At 65.9% G+C, this 17,129-nt stretch carries 13 protein-coding genes; 6 read left to right on the top strand and 7 right to left on the bottom strand.

Going from position 1 to position 17,129, the window contains the following annotated elements:
- The first annotated feature begins 59 nt into the window (after positions 1 to 59).
- Together SOM61_RS12990 and SOM61_RS12985 are read left to right on the top strand one after the other, a co-directional pair.
- A complete protein-coding gene (locus SOM61_RS12990; protein WP_320474487.1) occupies positions 60 to 1,211 on the top strand; it encodes a serine hydrolase domain-containing protein in 1,152 nt (383 codons plus the stop codon).
- An 80-nt stretch (positions 1,212 to 1,291) separates the two neighbouring features.
- Positions 1,292 to 3,298 (top strand): hybrid sensor histidine kinase/response regulator, encoded by a 2,007-nt coding sequence (locus SOM61_RS12985; RefSeq protein ID WP_320474486.1) that lies wholly within the window; start codon positions 1,292 to 1,294, stop codon positions 3,296 to 3,298.
- Here SOM61_RS12985 and SOM61_RS12980 read toward each other — a convergent pair.
- The 6 genes from SOM61_RS12980 to SOM61_RS12955 all read right to left on the bottom strand — a co-directional run bounded on the left by SOM61_RS12980 (position 3,280) and on the right by SOM61_RS12955 (position 11,093).
- On the bottom strand, positions 3,280 to 4,266 hold the full coding sequence (locus SOM61_RS12980; RefSeq protein WP_320474485.1) for a Gfo/Idh/MocA family protein: 987 nt from the start codon (positions 4,264 to 4,266) through the stop codon (positions 3,280 to 3,282). The genes SOM61_RS12985 and SOM61_RS12980 overlap by 19 nt on opposite strands.
- Positions 4,263 to 4,832, bottom strand: a complete 570-nt coding sequence (locus SOM61_RS12975; protein WP_320474484.1) for a heme-degrading domain-containing protein — start codon at positions 4,830 to 4,832, stop codon at positions 4,263 to 4,265. Before SOM61_RS12975 ends, SOM61_RS12980 begins: the two co-directional genes overlap by 4 nt.
- Positions 4,829 to 6,169 carry an MFS transporter gene (locus SOM61_RS12970; RefSeq protein WP_147933514.1) on the bottom strand — a complete coding sequence of 447 codons (1,341 nt, stop codon included), beginning with the start codon at positions 6,167 to 6,169 and terminating at the stop codon, positions 4,829 to 4,831. Before SOM61_RS12970 ends, SOM61_RS12975 begins: the two co-directional genes overlap by 4 nt.
- Complete coding sequence (locus SOM61_RS12965; RefSeq protein ID WP_320474483.1) at positions 6,162 to 7,202, bottom strand: glucokinase; 1,041 nt, start codon at positions 7,200 to 7,202, stop codon at positions 6,162 to 6,164. Before SOM61_RS12965 ends, SOM61_RS12970 begins: the two co-directional genes overlap by 8 nt.
- Positions 7,203 to 7,233: 31 nt before the next feature.
- Entirely contained in the window at positions 7,234 to 8,592 is a 1,359-nt protein-coding gene (locus tag SOM61_RS12960; protein ID WP_320474482.1) for a GH1 family beta-glucosidase, read from the bottom strand.
- Between the two features lie 77 nt (positions 8,593 to 8,669).
- Positions 8,670 to 11,093, bottom strand: coding sequence for a TonB-dependent receptor (locus SOM61_RS12955; protein ID WP_320474481.1), 2,424 nt, complete (start codon positions 11,091 to 11,093; stop codon positions 8,670 to 8,672).
- Between the two features lie 286 nt (positions 11,094 to 11,379).
- On the opposite strand from SOM61_RS12955, the gene SOM61_RS12950 reads away from it, so the two are divergent.
- The 4 genes from SOM61_RS12950 (at position 11,380) to SOM61_RS12935 (ending at position 15,996) form a co-directional block, all read left to right on the top strand.
- Complete coding sequence (locus SOM61_RS12950) at positions 11,380 to 12,390, top strand: LacI family DNA-binding transcriptional regulator (protein ID WP_320474480.1); 1,011 nt, start codon at positions 11,380 to 11,382, stop codon at positions 12,388 to 12,390.
- 220 nt (positions 12,391 to 12,610) lie between these two features.
- The gene (locus tag SOM61_RS12945) at positions 12,611 to 13,036 is read left to right on the top strand and encodes an organic hydroperoxide resistance protein (protein WP_320474479.1); all 426 of its coding nucleotides are present in this window, start codon (positions 12,611 to 12,613) and stop codon (positions 13,034 to 13,036) included.
- Positions 13,037 to 13,249: 213 nt separating this feature from the next.
- Entirely contained in the window at positions 13,250 to 14,275 is a 1,026-nt protein-coding gene (locus SOM61_RS12940) for an alpha/beta hydrolase (RefSeq protein ID WP_320474478.1), read from the top strand.
- A 560-nt stretch (positions 14,276 to 14,835) separates the two neighbouring features.
- On the top strand, positions 14,836 to 15,996 hold the full coding sequence (locus SOM61_RS12935; protein WP_320474477.1) for an MFS transporter: 1,161 nt from the start codon (positions 14,836 to 14,838) through the stop codon (positions 15,994 to 15,996).
- Positions 15,997 to 16,085: 89 nt separating this feature from the next.
- Here the strand turns inward: SOM61_RS12935 and SOM61_RS12930 are convergent, their stop codons facing one another.
- Positions 16,086 to 16,910 carry an AraC family transcriptional regulator gene (locus tag SOM61_RS12930; protein ID WP_320474476.1) on the bottom strand — a complete coding sequence of 275 codons (825 nt, stop codon included), beginning with the start codon at positions 16,908 to 16,910 and terminating at the stop codon, positions 16,086 to 16,088.
- Positions 16,911 to 17,129 lie beyond the last annotated feature (219 nt).

Genomic DNA, 17,129 nt, shown 5'->3' with positions numbered 1-17,129 from the left:
CCTGGCGCTACACTTGGTCATGCATTCGTAAATACGGGCATTCAACCGAGGAGAAGCCGATGAAAACGCTGTTGGTGGCAGTCGTGTCGCTGTTCCTGGCCAGCTGCTCGAGCGCGCCGCGCGGGCCCGACCCAGGCTTCTCGGACCGTGACATCGAGGCCCTGATGGCGCGCGGGCAGGTGGTGGGGCTGGCGCTGGCGCTGATCGACGAGGGCCAGGTGGTCAAGGTCGCGGCCTACGGCAAGCGCAATCTGGAACGCGACCTGCCGCTGCAGCCCGACACCGTCATGTACGGCGCCTCGCTGACCAAGACCGCCTTTGCCTACATGCTGCTGCAGCTGGCCAGCGAAGGCCGGCTCGATCTCGACGCCCCGCTCACGCGGCTGCTGCCCAGGCCCTTGCCCGACTACCGGCTTGGCGAGCGCCGGGATTTCAGCGACCTGGCGCTGGATGAACGCTGGCGCCAGCTCACGCCGCGCATCCTGCTCACGCATGCGGGCGGCTTCGCCAACTTCCGCTGGCTCGAGCCGGACGAGAAGCTGCGCTTTCACTTCGACCCCGGCGCGCGCTATGCCTATTCGGCTGAAGGCATGTACATCCTGCAGCTGATCGTCGAGCAGGGCCTGGGGCTCGATGCCGGCCGCGAGATGCAGGTGCGCGTGTTCGATCGCCTCGGCATGCCCAACACCGCGATGCGCTGGCGGCCGGACTTCGCCGCCAACCTGGCCGACGGCTACACCATGGAAGGCAAGATGGAGCCGCACGACCAGCGCAGCGCCGTCACCGCCGCCGGCTCGATGGACACCACGATCGCCGACCAGGCCCGCATGTGGGCGGCGCTCGTGCGCGGCGACGCACTGAGCGCCAAGTTGCGCGCCGAGATGGTCCGCCCGCAACTGCCGATCCTGAGCGCCGGCCAGTTCCCGACCCTGGTGTCGCGGCCCGGCGCGCAGGTAGAGGGGCTGGCCGCCGGCCTGGGCGTGGTCACCTTCCAGGATCGCAGTGGCGCCGGATGGTTCAAGGGCGGGCACAACGACAGCACCGGCAATATGGCGATCTGCCTGGAGGCGCGCCGGCGCTGCCTGGTGATGCTGTCCAACGACGTGCGCGCCGAGCGCATCTTCCCCGAGATCGCGCGCCTGGCGCTGGGCGAGAACGACATGCCGTGGCGCTGGGAGTACGGCTGGTACGGGAGCGCGGCGCAGCCCTGACGGTTTTCCCCAGGGCATCCGTGCCTGCCTAAAAGGTCGCGGCTGGTAGCATGGGCGGGCATTCAACCATCCGCCAGCCGATGAAAACTTTTCCGACCTGGCCCGCCGTGCCGGCGGGCGCCGCGATCGCCTGCCTGCTGATCGCCCTCACCACGCTCGCCGGGTGGGGCCTGGGCTCGCCATTGCTGATCGGCGCGGTCACCGGCAGTCCGCAGATGTATCCGGGAACCGCGGCCGGCTTCGTGTGCGTCGCCGCCAGCGTGCTGCTGCAACTGCATCCGGTGCGCGCCGTCGCCCGCGCCGGCCGCTTGCCGGCCTTGCTGGCGCTGGCGATCGGCATCGGTAGCGTGGCCATGCGCCTGTCCGGCTGGGCGCCGGCGCCGCTGTCGCTGGGCCTGGGCAGCGCGTCCACTGCCTGGAGCCTGCCGGCGCCGCTGACGGCCGGCCTGTTCGTGGTGCTCGGCGCCAGCCTGGCGTTTGTCGGGGTGCGGCGCACGGTCGGCTTCGCGCAGGCACTGGCCGCCAGCGTGCTGCTGTTCTCGTTGCTGACCATCGCCGGATTCGTCGCCGAGGACACCTTCCTGTACCAGCTGCTGCCGGGGCGCGGCACTTCCCTGCGCACCGCGCTGGCCTTCATGCTCGGTTCGAGCGCGGTGCTGGCACTGCGCCCGCACCAGGGCATGGTGGTGGCGCTGGCCAGTCCCACGCCCAGCAGCAGGACGCTGCGCCAGCTGATGGTGCCGCTGGTGCTGGCTCCGATCGCACTGGGCATGGTCGCCACCGCTGCCGTGCGCGCCGCCGATCCCGGCATCGACCTGACCACCATGATCTGGCTGTTCGTATGGGGCCTGCTGGTGATCCTGATTGCCGTGGTATGGCGCTTCGCCTACCAGCTGTACCGCCAGGACCTGACGCGCGGCATGGCCGAGCGCGAACGCAATGAGGCGCTTCAGGCGCTGCGCCTGGCGGACGAGCGCAAGAACGAATTCCTGGCCATGCTGGCGCACGAGTTGAGGAACCCGCTGGCGCCGATCAGCACCGCAGCTGGCCTGCTCAGGAGCGTGTACGCGAGCGACCCGGGCGCGGTGCGGCGCACCAGCGAGATCATCGCGCGCCAGGTCGACCACATGGTGCACCTGGTGGACGACCTGCTCGACGTGTCGCGCGTCACGCGCGGCGTGATCGAACTGCAGCGCGACCGGGTGGACCTGCGCCAGGTCGTCACCGCCGCGCTGGAGCAGGTGCAACCGCTGCTGGAGATGAAGCGCCACCGCCTGCGCACCGCACTGCCGGATACCAGGGTGCTGGTCGAGGGCGACGCCAAGCGCCTGATCCAGGTGCTGGCCAACCTGGTCAACAATGCCGCGAAATACACGCCGGACGAAGGCAGCGTGCTGGTCACGGTGCGCACCGAGGGCGGCGAGGCGGTGCTGGCGGTGCAGGACGACGGCATCGGCATCGCCCCCGAACTGCTGCCCGACGTGTTCGGCCTGTTCACCCAGGCGCGGCGCACGCCGGACCGGGCCCAGGGCGGCCTGGGCCTGGGCCTGGCGCTGGTGAAAAACCTGGTAGAGCTGCATGGTGGACGGGTGCGCGTCGACAGCGCCGGATTGGGCCACGGCAGCACCTTCATCGTGACCTTGCCGCGCCTGGCAGAGACGTCCGCGCCCGTGGCCGACACGGCGGCGCCGGCCGCGCGGGTGCGTGGCGACGAGGCGGGGCGGGTGCTGGTGGTGGACGACAACGCCGACGCCGCGACTTCACTGGCGCTGCTGCTGGAGGCCCAAGGCTACCGGGTGGACGTCGAGCACGCGCCAAGGCCGGCCTTGCGGCGCGTGCTGGAAGAAACCCCGGACGCCTGCATCCTCGACATCGGCCTGCCCGATATGGACGGCCGCGAACTGGCGCGCCGCATCCGCGCCGGGCTGGGACAACGCACGCCGCTCCTGATCGCGCTGACCGGCTACGGCAGCGACGCCGACCGCCAGGCCGCGCTGGACGCCGGCTTCGACCACTACCTGGTCAAGCCGGCCAATATCCAGCAGCTCGAAGCGCTGCTGGCCAGGTCTCAGGCGTCGCTCGGATAGCGCAGCCCGATCTGCCTGCGGATCGTGTCGAGCAGGTCCATGATCGCCAGCGTCTCGTCGTGGGTCATGTCGGGATGCTCGAGCAGGCCGTCGCGCAGGCACTGTCCGGCGGCGATCGCCTCGTGGGTGTAGCCGTTGCCGAGCCAGGGCGTGGCAATCGTGCGCGAAGGGCCGTCCAGCAGGTCGACCGTGACGCTTTCGGTCATGTGGAACATGCGGTGCATGCGCACGCTGCCGCGCGTGCCGGACACCACCAGCTCGCTCGGCGCGCGCGCCCGCAGCGAGCAGCTGCAGATCGACAGGGTGCCGCCCGCGTGGCGCATGGTGAAGGCAGTGGTGAGATCGACGCCGGTCTCGCCCATGACGGCCTGCGCCTGCACCGCCTCGACCCGGCCCAGCAGGGCGCAGGCGATCGATAGCGGATAGATGCCCAGGTCGAGCAGGGCGCCGCCACCCAGGGTCGGATCGTTGACGCGGTGGCTTGGCTCGGGCGTGGCGGAGAAGCCGAAGTCGGCGTGCAGCTGGGTCACGGCGCCGAGCTCGCCGGAGGCGATGATGCGCCTGACCTCGGCCAGGGCCGGCATGAAGCGGGTCCACATCGCCTCCATCAGGAACAGGTTTTTCGCCCGGGCCAGCGCCACGACCTCGCCCGCCTCGCGCCGGTTCATCGCGAACGGCTTTTCGCACAGCACCGCCTTGCCGCCGCGCAGGGCGAGCAGGGCGTTGGCGGCGTGCATCGGGTGCGGCGTGGCGATGTAGACGATGTCGACCTCGGGCGAGTCGGCCAGCTCCTCGTAGCTGTTGAACGCCAGGGGCACGTCGAACTGCTGCGCGAAAGCCTGCGCGCCTTCGCTGCTGCGCGAGGCCACCGCGGCCAGCACGGCGTCGGGCGTGGCGCGCAGGCCGGCGGCGAAGTCGCGGGCGATGCGCCCGGTGCCGAGGATGCCCCAGCGGATGATGCGTGTCATGGCTGCTCTCCGATATGCAGATGGTCTTTCAGCGCGGCCACCACCAGCGCGTGGTCGTCGGCGCCGGGCAGGCCCGACGCCGTGACCGTGCCGACCGCGCCGCGGCCGCGCACGACGATCGGGTAGGCGCCGCCGTGGGCCGCGTAGTCGCGCATGTCGAGGCCGGGCAATTTGTCATGGTCGCCGCCGGCCTGGCGCACTTCGTTGTGGGTGTAGTAGGAGCTGTGGCCGGTGCGCCTGACCAGGTTGTTCTTGCGCCGGATCCAGTCCGCATGGTCGGGCGAGGCGCCCGGCATCGCATGCGCGAACAGGACCGTGTCGCCCTGTTTTATCTCGAGCGTCACCGGGCGGCTGGCGCTGCGCGCCCGCGCGACCAGCGCGGCGCCGAGGGCGGCGGCGGTGTCCTGGTCGAAGCGGTCGAACTGGAGCTGTCGTTCTTCCTGCAGCAGGGCGTCGAGCGAAATGGTGGCGATGTCGGTCATGGCGGATGGTGGTGGAGCTTGCTGCGCCGCGGCCGTGGCCATGGATAGCAGCAGGCAGGAAGCAAAACCGGCATGGCGCATCATGCCGGCACCGTCTTGCCCTCGGCATCGAGGTCCGGCTCCGCCTTCGGCTGGCTGCCGTCGTCGTGGTAGAACGGCGCGAACCAGGTGGCCAGGAAGGAGGGGATGGTGGCGACCATCACCAGCACGAAGTAGCCGACGTAACCCATCATCTCCTGCAGGTGGCCGCTGATCACGCCGGTGACCATGCCGCACAGGCCCATCAGGCCGGTGCCGAAGGCATAGTGGGTGGTGGTGTACTTGCCCGGCGCGAGCTGCTGCATCAGGTAGATCATGAAGCCGACGGCGCCGAAGCCGAAGAAGAATTTTTCGATCGCGACGCCGAGCGTGATCAGGACCAGGCTCGATGGCATGGTGAGCGCCAGCACCAGGAAGGCCACGTTCGGGATGTTGATCGCGCAGCACAGCACGAACAGCGTCGCCTTCAGGCCGCGCTTGGCGACGTACAGGCCGCCGAGCAGCGAGCCGACCAGCACCGCGGCCAGGCCGTAGGTGCCATAGATCAGGCCCAGCATCTCGTTCGACAGGCCCAGGCCGCCCTTCGAGGCGGGATCGACCATGAAGAAGGGGCCGATCTTTTCCAGCAGGCCCACGCTGAAGCGGAACAGGAAGGCGAAGGCGATCATGCGCCACACGCCGCGCTTCTGGAACAGGGTGACGAAGGCGTCGAGCAGGATGCGACCGGCGTCTTTCACCGAGGACGGCGTGTCGGCCGCGCGCGCGCCTTGCGGCATGGTGCGCCAGTGCCACAGCGCCATCAGCAGGGTCAGGCCGCCGACCAGCAGGAAGATGATGCGCCAGGCGTCGATCCAGTCCGGCCCGAACACGGTGGGATCGTGGCCGAAGACGTGGGTGTGCAGGTAGCCGGAGAGGTAGACCATGCCGCCGGCGGCCACGATCGGGCCGATATTCCAGGACAGGCTCTGGATGCCGCAGTACAGCGATTGCGCACGGGCGTCGAGCGAGGTGACGTAGACGCCGTCGCTGGCGATGTCTTGCGTGGCGCCGATGAACGACAGGGCGAAGAAGATCGCCATCAAAAAGGTCATGTAGCCGGGCAGTTCCATCAGCAGCGCGACCCCGGCGAAGCCGGCGCCGATCGCCACCTGCGCGCACAGCACGAAGAACTTCTTGGTGCGGTACATCTCCACGAACGGCGCGAACAGCGGCTTGACCGTATACGCCAGGATCAGCAGGCTCGAATACTGGGCGGCGCGGCCGTTGTCCATGCCCAGGTTCTTGAACATGATGGCGGTGACGCTGGTGAGCATCACGTAGCCGAGCGCCATCGTGAAGTAGCCGGTCGGCACCCACAGCAGCGGCGAGGCGATCTTACGCATGGGCGGCCTCCGTGCTCGTGCTCGTGCGCGGTGCTGTCGCATGGGTCCAGGCCAGGTGGTCCGACAGGATCGCCGAGGCGCCCTGCAGGGCCGGATAGGGCGCCGTGATCAGCCAGGTGGGGATGCGCGCGGTGAATTCGCTGAAGCGGCCCTTGCGCTCGAAGCGCGGGCGGAACGGCGAGGCGACGAAATAGGCGCCCAGGCGCGGCACGACGCCGCCGCCGATATAGATGCCGCCGCGCGCGCCGAGGGTCACCGCCAGGTTGGCCGCCACCGTGCCCAGCATGCCGCAGAAGCAGTCGATCGCTTCCAGCGACAGGGCGTCGCCGCCGGACAGGCCGCGCGTGACGATGTCGGACGGCGACAGGTCCTTGTCCGGCGCCATGCCGCGGCTCATGGCCAGCGCCTCGCGGATCAGCACCAGGCCGGGGCCGGAGACGAAGCGCTCGGCCGAGACGTGGTCGTAGCGCTGCCAGGCGTGGCGCAGCACGGTCACCTCGCGCTCGTCGAGCGGAGAAAAGGCGACGTGGCCGCCTTCGCTATTGAGGGGAAGCCAGCGCTCGCCGCTCGGGACCAGCCCCGAGACACCGAGGCCGGTGCCGGCGCCGACCAGGCCGATGGCGGCGCCGGGTAGCGCTGTCCCGCCGCCGACCTGGGCCAGGTCGCCCGGCCGCAGGGCCGGCAGCGACATGGCCAGCGCGGTGAAATCGTTCACCACCAGCAGCGTCTCGAGGCCCAGCGCACGGCGCGCCGCCTCGATCGAGAATGCCCAGTGGTGGTTCGTCATGCGGATGGCGTCGCCCTCCACCGGATTGGCGATCGCGATCACCGCGTGGCGCACGCGGGCGCCGTGGAGCCGTTGCGTGCCGGCCAGGTAAAAGCGCAGCGCGTCTTCGAAGCGGGCGTGGTCGGCGCAGGCCAGCGTCCGCACGGCCTGGATCGTGCCCGGCGCCAGCTCGAGGGCGAAGCGCGCGTTGGTGCCGCCGATGTCGGCCAGCAGGCGCGGGCCGTCGGGGTAGGTGTTCGTTTGCATGTCTCCTCCTTGTCGCTCTTATTTGTGGCGATCAAGTCTTGATGCGGTTTGCCCTGTTACGGGCCGCAATGAATTCGCGATACCACAGCGCGCTGTCCTTCAGGGTGCGCTGCTGGGTCGCATAATCCACGTGCACGATGCCGAAGCGCTTGGCGTAGCCCGAATTCCACTCGAAGTTGTCGAGCAGGCTCCAGAGGAAGTAGCCGCGCACGTCGACGCCGGCATCCATCGCCTCCTTGAGCGCGGCCAGGTGGCTGCGCACGTAGGCGATGCGTGCCGGATCGTGGACACGGCCGTTCTCGACCAGGTCGGGATTGGCCATGCCGTTCTCGGTAATGTACACCGGCGGCAGGTCGGGGTATTCAGCTTTTAATTTAATAAGCAGTTCGGGCAGGCCTTCGGGGAAGATCTCCCAACCCATGTCGGTGACGCCGTGGCGGGCCGGTGGCGGCACCGGCGGCGTGTCGGCGCTGCACCAGCTGCGGAAATAATAGTTCGAGCCGAGGAAGTCGATCTTCTGCTTGATGATGTCGAAGTCGCCGTCGCGGACCTGCGGCGCGTTGGCGCCATGGCCGCGCAGGGCCAGTTCGGGGTAATGGCCCTTGAAGATGGGGTCCATGAACCACTGCACCGAGCGCGCATACTCGAATTCGGCCATGGCGCGGTCGGCGTCGGAACCGGTGGCAGGATCGGCGGTCCACTGATTGAGCACGATGCCCAGTTGCGCTGCGCCGCCCACCTCGCGCATGGCGCGCATGGCCAGGCCGTGCGACAGCAGCAGGTGGTGCGAGACCTGGATCGACTGCTTCAGGTCGACCACGCCCGGCGCGAACTGGGCGTTGCCGTAGCCGAGGTTGGCCGTGCACCACGGTTCGTTGTGGGTGGCGATCGCCTCGATGCGGTTGCCGAAGCGGCGCGCCACTTCATGCGCGTAGTCGGCGAAGCGGTGCGCGGTGTCGCGATTCATCCAGCCGCCATCGTCCTGCAAGCCTTGCGGCAGGTCCCAGTGGTACAGCGTGGCGTGCGGGCGGATGCCCCTGTCGAGAATCTCGTCGAGCAGGCGGTCGTAGAAGCCGAAGCCGGCCTCGTTCCAGGCGCCCTTGCCATCCGGCTGGACGCGGGCCCAGGCCATCGAGAAGCGGTAGGCGTCCACGCCCAGCGAGGCCATGATCTCGACGTCTTCGCGGTAGCGGTGGTAGTGGTCGCAGGCGACGGTGCCGTCGCTGCCATCCTTGATGTTCGCCTTGTCCTTGCAGAAGGTGTCCCAGATCGACGGACCCTTGCCGTCGACGTCGTGCGCGCCTTCGATCTGGAAGGAACTGGTAGCCACGCCCCAGGTGAAGTCGGATGGGAAGTCGTTGTTGAAGTCGAAGTTGGGGCTCTTGGTCATGGAACTCTCGAATCTGGAACAAATCCACGTGAAAAACAAAAAAGCAGGCCCGGTGAACGGGCCTGCCGTGCTGCGGCTTAGAAATCGAAGCCGGTGTTGATGCCGACGGTGCGCGGCGGCTTGTACTGCGCCAGCCACGGACCGAAGCCGTTGAAGGCGCTGGTTTTGATCTTCTTGTCGCTCACGTTGCGCACGAAGGCGTCGACCCACCATTTGTCTTTCGCATAGCGCAGGCCGAGGTCGGCGCTGGCATAGGCCTTCTGGCGGTCTTCCTCACCCAGGTCGAACACGCTCAGGCGAACGTCATCCTCGTAGCGCGCCGTGATGCGCGGCACGATGGTGCCGCCGTTGGCCAGGTAGAAGGTGTGCTGGTACTGGACCGTGGTCGAGAACTTGGGCGCATGCGGCAGCTTGTGGCCGGTGACCTCGAGGCAGTTCGAGATGCGCGGGTCGACCGTGCAGGGCGGCAGCGCGTAGTCGTTCGAACCGGCGATCAGGCGACCGAGCTTGGTGTCGAGCACCGCCAGCGCGATCGACAGGCGGCCGTCCTTGGCAATGCGCGCCGCGATCTCGGTCTCCAGGCCGTACACCTCGGCGCCCTCGGCGTTCTCGATGGCCAGGCCGCGGCTGCCGTCGGCGAAGCTGACCGGCGAATTGAACTGGAAGTCCTTGAAGTCCATGTAGAACAGCGCGTTGTTGATGCGCAGGGCGCCGTCCATGAAGGTGCTCTTGGAGCCGATCTCGTAGTTGGTCAGGGTCTCTGGCTGGTACGGCAGGCCGCGGTCCTGCACGCCGCCCGACTTGTAGCCCGTCGACACGCTGGCATAGACCATATTGTTACGGTCGATGTCGTAGTTCAGGCGCACCAGGCCGGTGGCCTTGTTGTCGCTGTAGCGGCCATCGTTCGGCACGCCTTCGACATAGCCGTTGGCCGGGTCGCGCGGGTCGATGTGCGGGTTGAGCGGCAGCTGCGGCGCGGCTGGATCATAGCCCCAGGTATAGCCGCGGCCACCGATGTGGACGCGCTTGTCGTGCGTGTAGCGCACGCCGCCGGTCAGGTGCCAGGCGTCGTTGATGTTCCAGGTGGCCTGGCCGAACACGGCCGAGGTGTCCACGGTCTGCTCCGGCTGGATGAAGGAACCCTGCCAGTTGACGGCGCCGTCCGGGGTGCCTTTCATGCCGGCGATGTCGAAGCGGATATCGTTCTTCTCGTGGCCATAGTAGGCGCCCACCTGCCAGTCGATGGTGCGGGTGCCAGTCGATTGCAGCAGCACCTCGTGGCTGTAGCTGCGGTAGTTGGAATCGACCGTCGTGTGTTCCTGGAAGATGCCGCCGGTGGTGATCGAGGTCGGGACCACCGTGCCGCCATCCTGGTCGAAGCGCATGTCGCCGCTGTACTTGGACCAGCCGGCCACGTATTGCAGCGCCATGTCGGGGCTGATGTCCCAGCTCAGGCGGCTTCGCACATTGTGGCTGTCGCGGTTGATCCAGGGCGCGCTGTCCGACAGCGTCGACCAGTGCTTTTCGCCGGCGCGCGGGACTTGCATCAGGTTGGCGCTCGGGGTGCCGCGGTCGATGAATTTTTCGTAGGCGATGTCCCAGCGCAGGTTGGGCGCCAGTTGCCACAGCAGCGACAGGCGCGCCGCGCTCTGGTCCTGGGCGCTGTACTTGTCGCCGCCCGAGACGAACTGGTTCGGATTGATCGGACGGAACGCCGCCGGGTCGGCGCCCGAGGCCAGGTAGGCGGCGCGCTGCGACTCGACCGACGGGTTGTTGAAGCGCTGGTAGTCGACGTAGCCGTCGTGGCGCTCGTGCACCACGGCGAAGCGCAGCGCCGCATTGTCGGCGATCGGGATGTTGATCGCGCCGCGCGCGCCCAGGCGGTTGTAGTCGCCGATGCCGCCTTCGACATAGCCCGAGCGGCTGTTCAGTTCCGGCTTGACGGTCTGGATGTTGACTGCGCCGACGGTGGAGTTGCGGCCCCACAGCGTGCCTTGCGGACCGCGCAGCACCTCGATGCCCTCGACGTCGAACAGCAGCGCGGTGGCGCCTTCGGCACGCGGCGAATAGACGTTGTCGACGAAGGTCGCAACCGCAGGATCGGCGTACTCGGTCTTGGCGCTGTCGTTGCCGATGCCGCGCAGGGTCATGGTGGTGACGCCATGGTCGCCCTGGGCCGTGGCCTGGAAGCCCGGCACCAGCGCCACCACGTCGAGCATGGTCTGCACGTGGTTGTCCTGCAGGGTGGCGGCGTTGAGCGCGGTGACCGCGATCGGGGTGCGCTGCAGCGAGGTCGAACGCTTGGTGGCGGTGACCTTCACCTCGGCGATCTGGCCGTTGTCGACGACGGCGGGCGGTGTGGCGGCGGCAGGGGAGGCGGGGTCGGACGCGGTCTGCGCCTGGGCGCTGCCGATGCCGGCCAGCAGGGTCAGGATGGCGAGGCGGATGGGGGTGGACGACGAGGTGCGTACTGCGGCCCCCGCGGGCGTAGTCTTGGTCATTGCTTGTCTCCGAGTATTGTTTTATGGGGTAAATCAGGCGCTGAGAGCGCTAACACATGAATTGATGAGAAATCGATTTCATTAATTCTGAAAACGGTTTCATAGTAGTTTCGTCCGCAAAAAAATGTCAATTAGAATTTGTGAACACCCTTGTCGGGTTTGTTGCATCTCAACGACGGCCGTCTCATGAAAGATTTTCATGATGTCGCGCTTTCTATCCTTTCCGGGTGAGTATCGGTGATATACTTCAAGCAACTATCTGCCTTGAATGGGTCCGGAACGCTTCATGAAAAACGTCGAGAGCAGCACCAGCACCCTGTACCAGGTCGCCAGCGCTGCCGGCGTCTCTCCCGCCACGGTCTCGCGCTTCCTGAACGGCACCGCCAAGGTGTCCGAAGACAAGCGGCGCACCATCGAGCGCGTCATCGATGAACTGAACTACCGGCCGAACCGCCTGGCGCAAAGCCTCAAGATCGGCAGCACCCGCACCATCGGCGTGCTGACCCAGTCGCTCGAGAGCGGCTACTTCAACCGCGCCATGGTCGGCATCGAGGATGCGATGAAGGCGGCCGGCTATGCGCTCCTGATCATGAGCGGTCACTGGCATGCCGACGAAGAAGCCGAGCGGGTCGAACTCCTGATCGGGCGCCGCGTCGACGGCGTGGCCATCCTGACCGGCAATATGAGCGACCAGCAGATCCTCGATTTCTCGAAGCGGGTGCCGATCGTCGCCTTCGGGCGCGACGTCCAGGGTGCGCGCACCCACGGCTTTTGCCTCGATAACTACCGCGGCGCCTGCGAGGCGGTCGAATACCTGATCGCGCAAGGCCATCGCCGCATCGCCCACATCACCGGACCGGACGACCACCGCGACGCGCGGGCGCGCCTGGCCGGCTATCACGACACCCTGGCCAAGCATCGGATCGAGGCTGATCCGCGGCTGGTGGTGGCGGGCGACTTCAGCGAGTCCGGCGGCTTGCTGGCGCTGAACGGGCTGCTGGCCGCCAACCTGCGCTTCACCGCGATCTTCGCGGCCAACGACCTGACGGCATATGGCGCGCGCCTGGCCCTGTACCGGCGCAATATCCGGGTGCCGGAAGACATCTCCCTGGTCGGCTTCGACGACCTGGAAAGCTCGATGTATACGACGCCTCCGTTGACCACGGTGCGCCAGCCGCTGTACGACGCCGGGATCGGTATCGGACGCCGCATGCTGGCAATGCTGGCGCACGAGCAGCCGGAGGGCGAGGTGCCGCAACTGAGCCTGATCGTCAGGGAATCCGTCAGATTGCTGTGAGCCCATGCAGGCCCGCAGTTACATCTGGTAACAAGTCGGCGATATAAATCGTTTGCAATTAAATCGTGAGCTATGTAATATGCTTTCCATGGCAGCGCCGAACGGACAGATAAACGGGTCGGCGGGCCAAGGCAGCAAGTCATTTAAATAGCGCGCTACTAAATAGCGAATTAATGAAATCGGGCGGCACGCGCCGTCGACCAAGACAAGGAGTCTCATCATGGCAATCGAACAAGTCCTCTACCGTGCCAGCGCCAAAGCCACCGGCGGCCGCGAAGGTCGCGCCGTTTCCTCGGATGGCGTGCTGGACGTGAAACTGACCACCCCGAAAGAACTGGGCGGCGCTGGCCTGGAAGGCACGAACCCGGAACAGCTGTTCGCGGCCGGCTACTCGGCCTGCTTCCTGGGCGCCATGAAATTCGTTGCCGCCCGCGACAAGCTGAAAATCTCCCCGGATGTGTCGGTGGAAGGCAGCGTCGGCATCGGCGCGATCCCGACCGGCTTCGGTATCGAAGTCACCCTGAAGATCAGCCTGCCAGGCGTGCCGGCCGACGAAGCGCAAACCCTGGTCGACCGCGCCCACATCGTCTGCCCATACTCGAACGCGACCCGCGGCAATATCGACGTGACCCTGCAACTGGTGTGATGCACCGCTCCCCCGGGAAACCGGGGGACACCGGAACCATGTGAATACGCAAGTAGCCAGAGTGAATAGGTAGTGTGCGATTTAATCGTGAATATAATCACTAGTCCACCACCACCGAATGATCCGTTTATGCAATGAAGGCCCGCGGCGCGCTGCTAATGTGGCAGACGGCCCACGCCCGATTCAATCGAACCCAACAAGAAAGGACGCACCATGAACACCCTGAGCAAAGCCCTCGTCGCCGCATCCCTGGCCCTGACCTACGGCGCCGCCGCAGCCGCCGATATCCAGCCCACCGTGGAACGCCGCACCGCCGAATTCCTGAAGGCGCTCAACGCCGGCGGCGGCAAGCCGATCGAACAACTGTCGCCAGCGGACGCCCGCAAGGTGCTGGAAGGCGCGCAAAAAAGCGTCAAGGTGAACCTGCCGGCGGCCGACGTCTCTGACAAGGTGATCACCGTCGACGGCAAGCAGATCAAGCTGAAGATCGTGCGTCCGGCCGGCGTCAAGGGTGTGCTTCCCGCCTTCATGTTCGTCCACGGCGGCGGCTGGGTGCTGGGCGACTATCCGACCCACGAACGCCTGGTGCGCGACGTGGTCGAGAGCTCGGGTGCGGTGGCGGTGTTCGTCGACTATACCCGCTCGCCGGAGGCCGGCTACGGCGTGGCGATCAATGAGATCTATGCCGCGACCAAGTGGGTGGCGGAACATGGCAAGGAATTGAATATCGACGGCAGCCGTCTGGCGGTAGCGGGCAATAGCGTCGGCGGCAATATGGCGGCCGCGCTGACCCTGATGGCCAAGGACAAGGGCGGACCGAAACTGCGCTATCAGGTGCTGATGTGGCCGGTGACCGATGCCAACTTCGAGACCGGTTCGTACAAGCAGTTTGCGGATGGTCACTTCTTGAGCCGCAATATGATGAAGTGGTTCTGGGACAGCTATACGAAGGATGCCGCCAAGCGCAAGGAAATCTATGCCTCGCCGCTGCAAGCCACCCTGCCGCAACTGAAGGGCCTGCCGCCGGCGCTGATCCAGGTCGCCGAGAACGATGTGCTGCGTGACGAAGGCGAAGCCTATGGCCGCAAGCTGGACCAGGCCGGCGTCGACGTGACCGTCACCCGCTACAACGGCATGATCCACGACTTCGGCCTGCTCAACCCACTGGCCACCGTGCCGGGCGTGCGTTCGCAAGTGCTGCAGGCCGGCACTGAACTGAAGAAACACCTGGCCAAGTAAGATTGCTGCTTCCTGTTTGGGCCGCCTGAGGGCGGCCCTTTTTTGTGCGCCGTCATCGATCGGTGTCGCCGGGGTAAATAAATTTAACAATTGAGGGAATGGTTTACTGGCTGGCGCAGGCGAATCAAAAGTGATGGGAAATCATGAACATGGTCTGGTCTCGGCGACGCGCGAGTTGATCCGATGACATGTCACTTTGCCCAAAAAACAGACTTTTTTTGAACGAAACTGCTGCTTTGCAGCAATCTAATGAATGGGTCCAGCGCCGACAGTCACAGCAATAAATAGTTACATCTGCCGCTAAATTCCAACTTCTCCTTCCGTAAATCATGCTGGGCTGACATGAATTCGTATGTGTCCAGCAAGTATGTTGTCATATTTGCGTCAGCGCAATACAACGACGCGAAATATTTTTCCGCACGGAAAACAAAAGCGAAAAAAGGTGTTTAGAATTGCCGTCCATCAGATTCCTAACGTAAATATTTCAGACGCGTCCGGACTGTAAAAAGCGCTCTAGCAATTACTTTACACCTCAAGAAATTTAACAATTCGCCGCTTCCATGCAAACCACTGTTTCTGTTTCACGTCGTTCGTCTTCGGTACTCGTACAAGCCCAGCTGTTCTCGCTGCCGGTCGTGTTCGCCCTGTTCGGTCTGATCATGGGCTCGTGGGCCGGCCGCATCCCGGCCCTGGCTGCCGGCGTCAACATCTCGCACGCGGCACTGTCGATGGTGCTGCTGTGCGGCGGCCTCGGCGCCGTGATCTCGTACCCGATCTCGTCCTTCCTGATGGCCCGCTTCGGCGCGCGCAAGACCATCATGATCGCGGGCCTGGCCCTGCTGTGCGTGCTGGTGTCGATCGGCATGGCGCCGGACGTGTCGCGCCTCATGATGGCGGTCCTGATGCTGGGCATCACGGCCAGCACCTTCGACGTCGCCATGAACTCGGCGGCCGCCCGTCGCGAAAAAGAGAGTGGCAAGTCGGAAATGTCGCGCCTGCACGGTCTGTGCTGTGCCGGGGGCCTGGTCGGCGCCACGCTTGGCAGCCTGATGGCCAGCATGAAGATCGCCCCGGCCACCCACTTCCTGATGCTGGCCGGTCCGCTGGCCGTGCTGCTGTGGCTCGCCGTCAACATGCTTGAAGCGGATGAAGTCGGTGAGAAGGTCGAGAAGAAGAAGTTTGCACTGCCGCGCGGTCCGCTGGTCCTGCTGGGTCTGCTGGGCTTCTTCGGCTCGATGGCCGAAGGCAGCATCGCCGACTGGAGCGGCGTGTTCCTGAAAGAGCATTTCGGCGCGTCGGATGGCCTGGCGCCGCTGGCACTGTCGGCGTTCTCGATGATGATGCTGATGTCGCGCATGGTCGGCGACAAGCTGAAGGAACGCTACGGCGCCAAGCGCCTGGTGACCCTGGGCGCGCTGGTTGCCGCATCGGGCCTGTTCTTCGCGGTGCTGGCGCCGAACGCCTATATCGCCCTGGGCGGCTTCGCGATCGCCGGTGTTGGCCTGGCCCTGGTGTTCCCGTTCGTGTTCAGCGCCGCCGGCGCACAGGGCCCGGCGGCCCTGGCGGCTGTGGCCAGCATGGCCTACAGCGGTAGCCTGATGGGTCCGCCGGCAATCGGCGCCGTCGCTCACTTCATCGGCATGCAGGCAGCCATCGCCTATGTCGGCGGCCTGTCCCTGGTGATCGCCATGGTGGCGTGCCGCACCCGCCTGCTGAAGTAAGCGAGATGGCGGCCTCGACGGCCGCCGTGTAGTAGTTCCGCAAGAATTGATCACGCAGACGCATCCGCAAGGGGCGTCTGCGTTTTTTATTAGCCGGCGGCCTGCTTGAGCCACTCGCGCGGCGAGGCGCCCATCATCGTGGTGAAGGCGCGGGTGAACGTGGAGGGGCTGGTGTAGCCGGTGCGGCTGCTGACCTGCTTGACCGGCATGCCCTGGCGCAGCAGGCGGCTGCCGACGCCGATGCGCCAACGTGTGAGGTATTCGCCCGGCGGGATGCCCATCACGTCGCGGAAGCGTTCGGTGAAAGCGGCGCGCGACATGCAGGCGACCTGGGCCAGCGACTGCAGGCTCCAGGGTTCATGGGGCCGCTCATGGATGGCGGCCAGGGCCAGCGACAACTGGCGGTCGGACAGCGCGGCCAGTAAGCCCACCGACAGCCTGCCACTGTCGAACTCGCGGCGTATGACCTGGATCAGGAGGACGTCGCACAGCCGGTCCAGGATCACTTCGCGTCCCGGTTCACTGCGGGCGGATTCGTCGAAGAGCAGGTCGAGCGTCGATTGCAGTCCGGCCATCTCGCTCAGCGGCAGCACCAGGCATTGCGGCAGGATGCGCGCCAGCGGATTGCTCATCCCGTCCTGGAACACGATGTGCGCGCACAGCAGGCTGGCGCTGTGGCCCGTATGCACCTGCAGCCGGTGGCTGGTGCCGCGCGGATAGAACAGCAGGCTGGGCTCGGTAACGTTGATCACCGTGCCATCGTCATGGATGAAGTCCACCGGGCCGGACCGCACCACGTGCAGCTGGCCAGATACCCCGTCTTCTGCGAAGTGGTTGGCATCGCAAAACGTTCCGTTGAAGAAGATGCGTGCGTTGAACGAGTGGCGGCCGACCAGTAATGACAGTTTGTCCATGACGATAAGGATGTCGAATTGATCCAGGTATTCTGGACGAAAAAATAGTTTGCCGCGTGGGAATTGGTGAGATTTAGGATGCGGCTACAACGCTTTGTGACATCCCGGGTATGTCGCAGGTGTTTTTGGCAAGGGAAAGACTTGGCCGGTGCCGGCTCCGTCACGGGGTGTGCTCGAGTGCGCGCAAACCTTGCAGTCGCAGCAACATACAGTGGAAAG

Source organism: Massilia sp. CFBP9012, assembly GCF_034045115.1.
In the GTDB taxonomy this organism is placed as follows: Bacteria; Pseudomonadota; Gammaproteobacteria; order Burkholderiales; family Burkholderiaceae_D; genus Telluria.
This window is presented reverse-complemented; position numbering and strand designations above follow the sequence as displayed.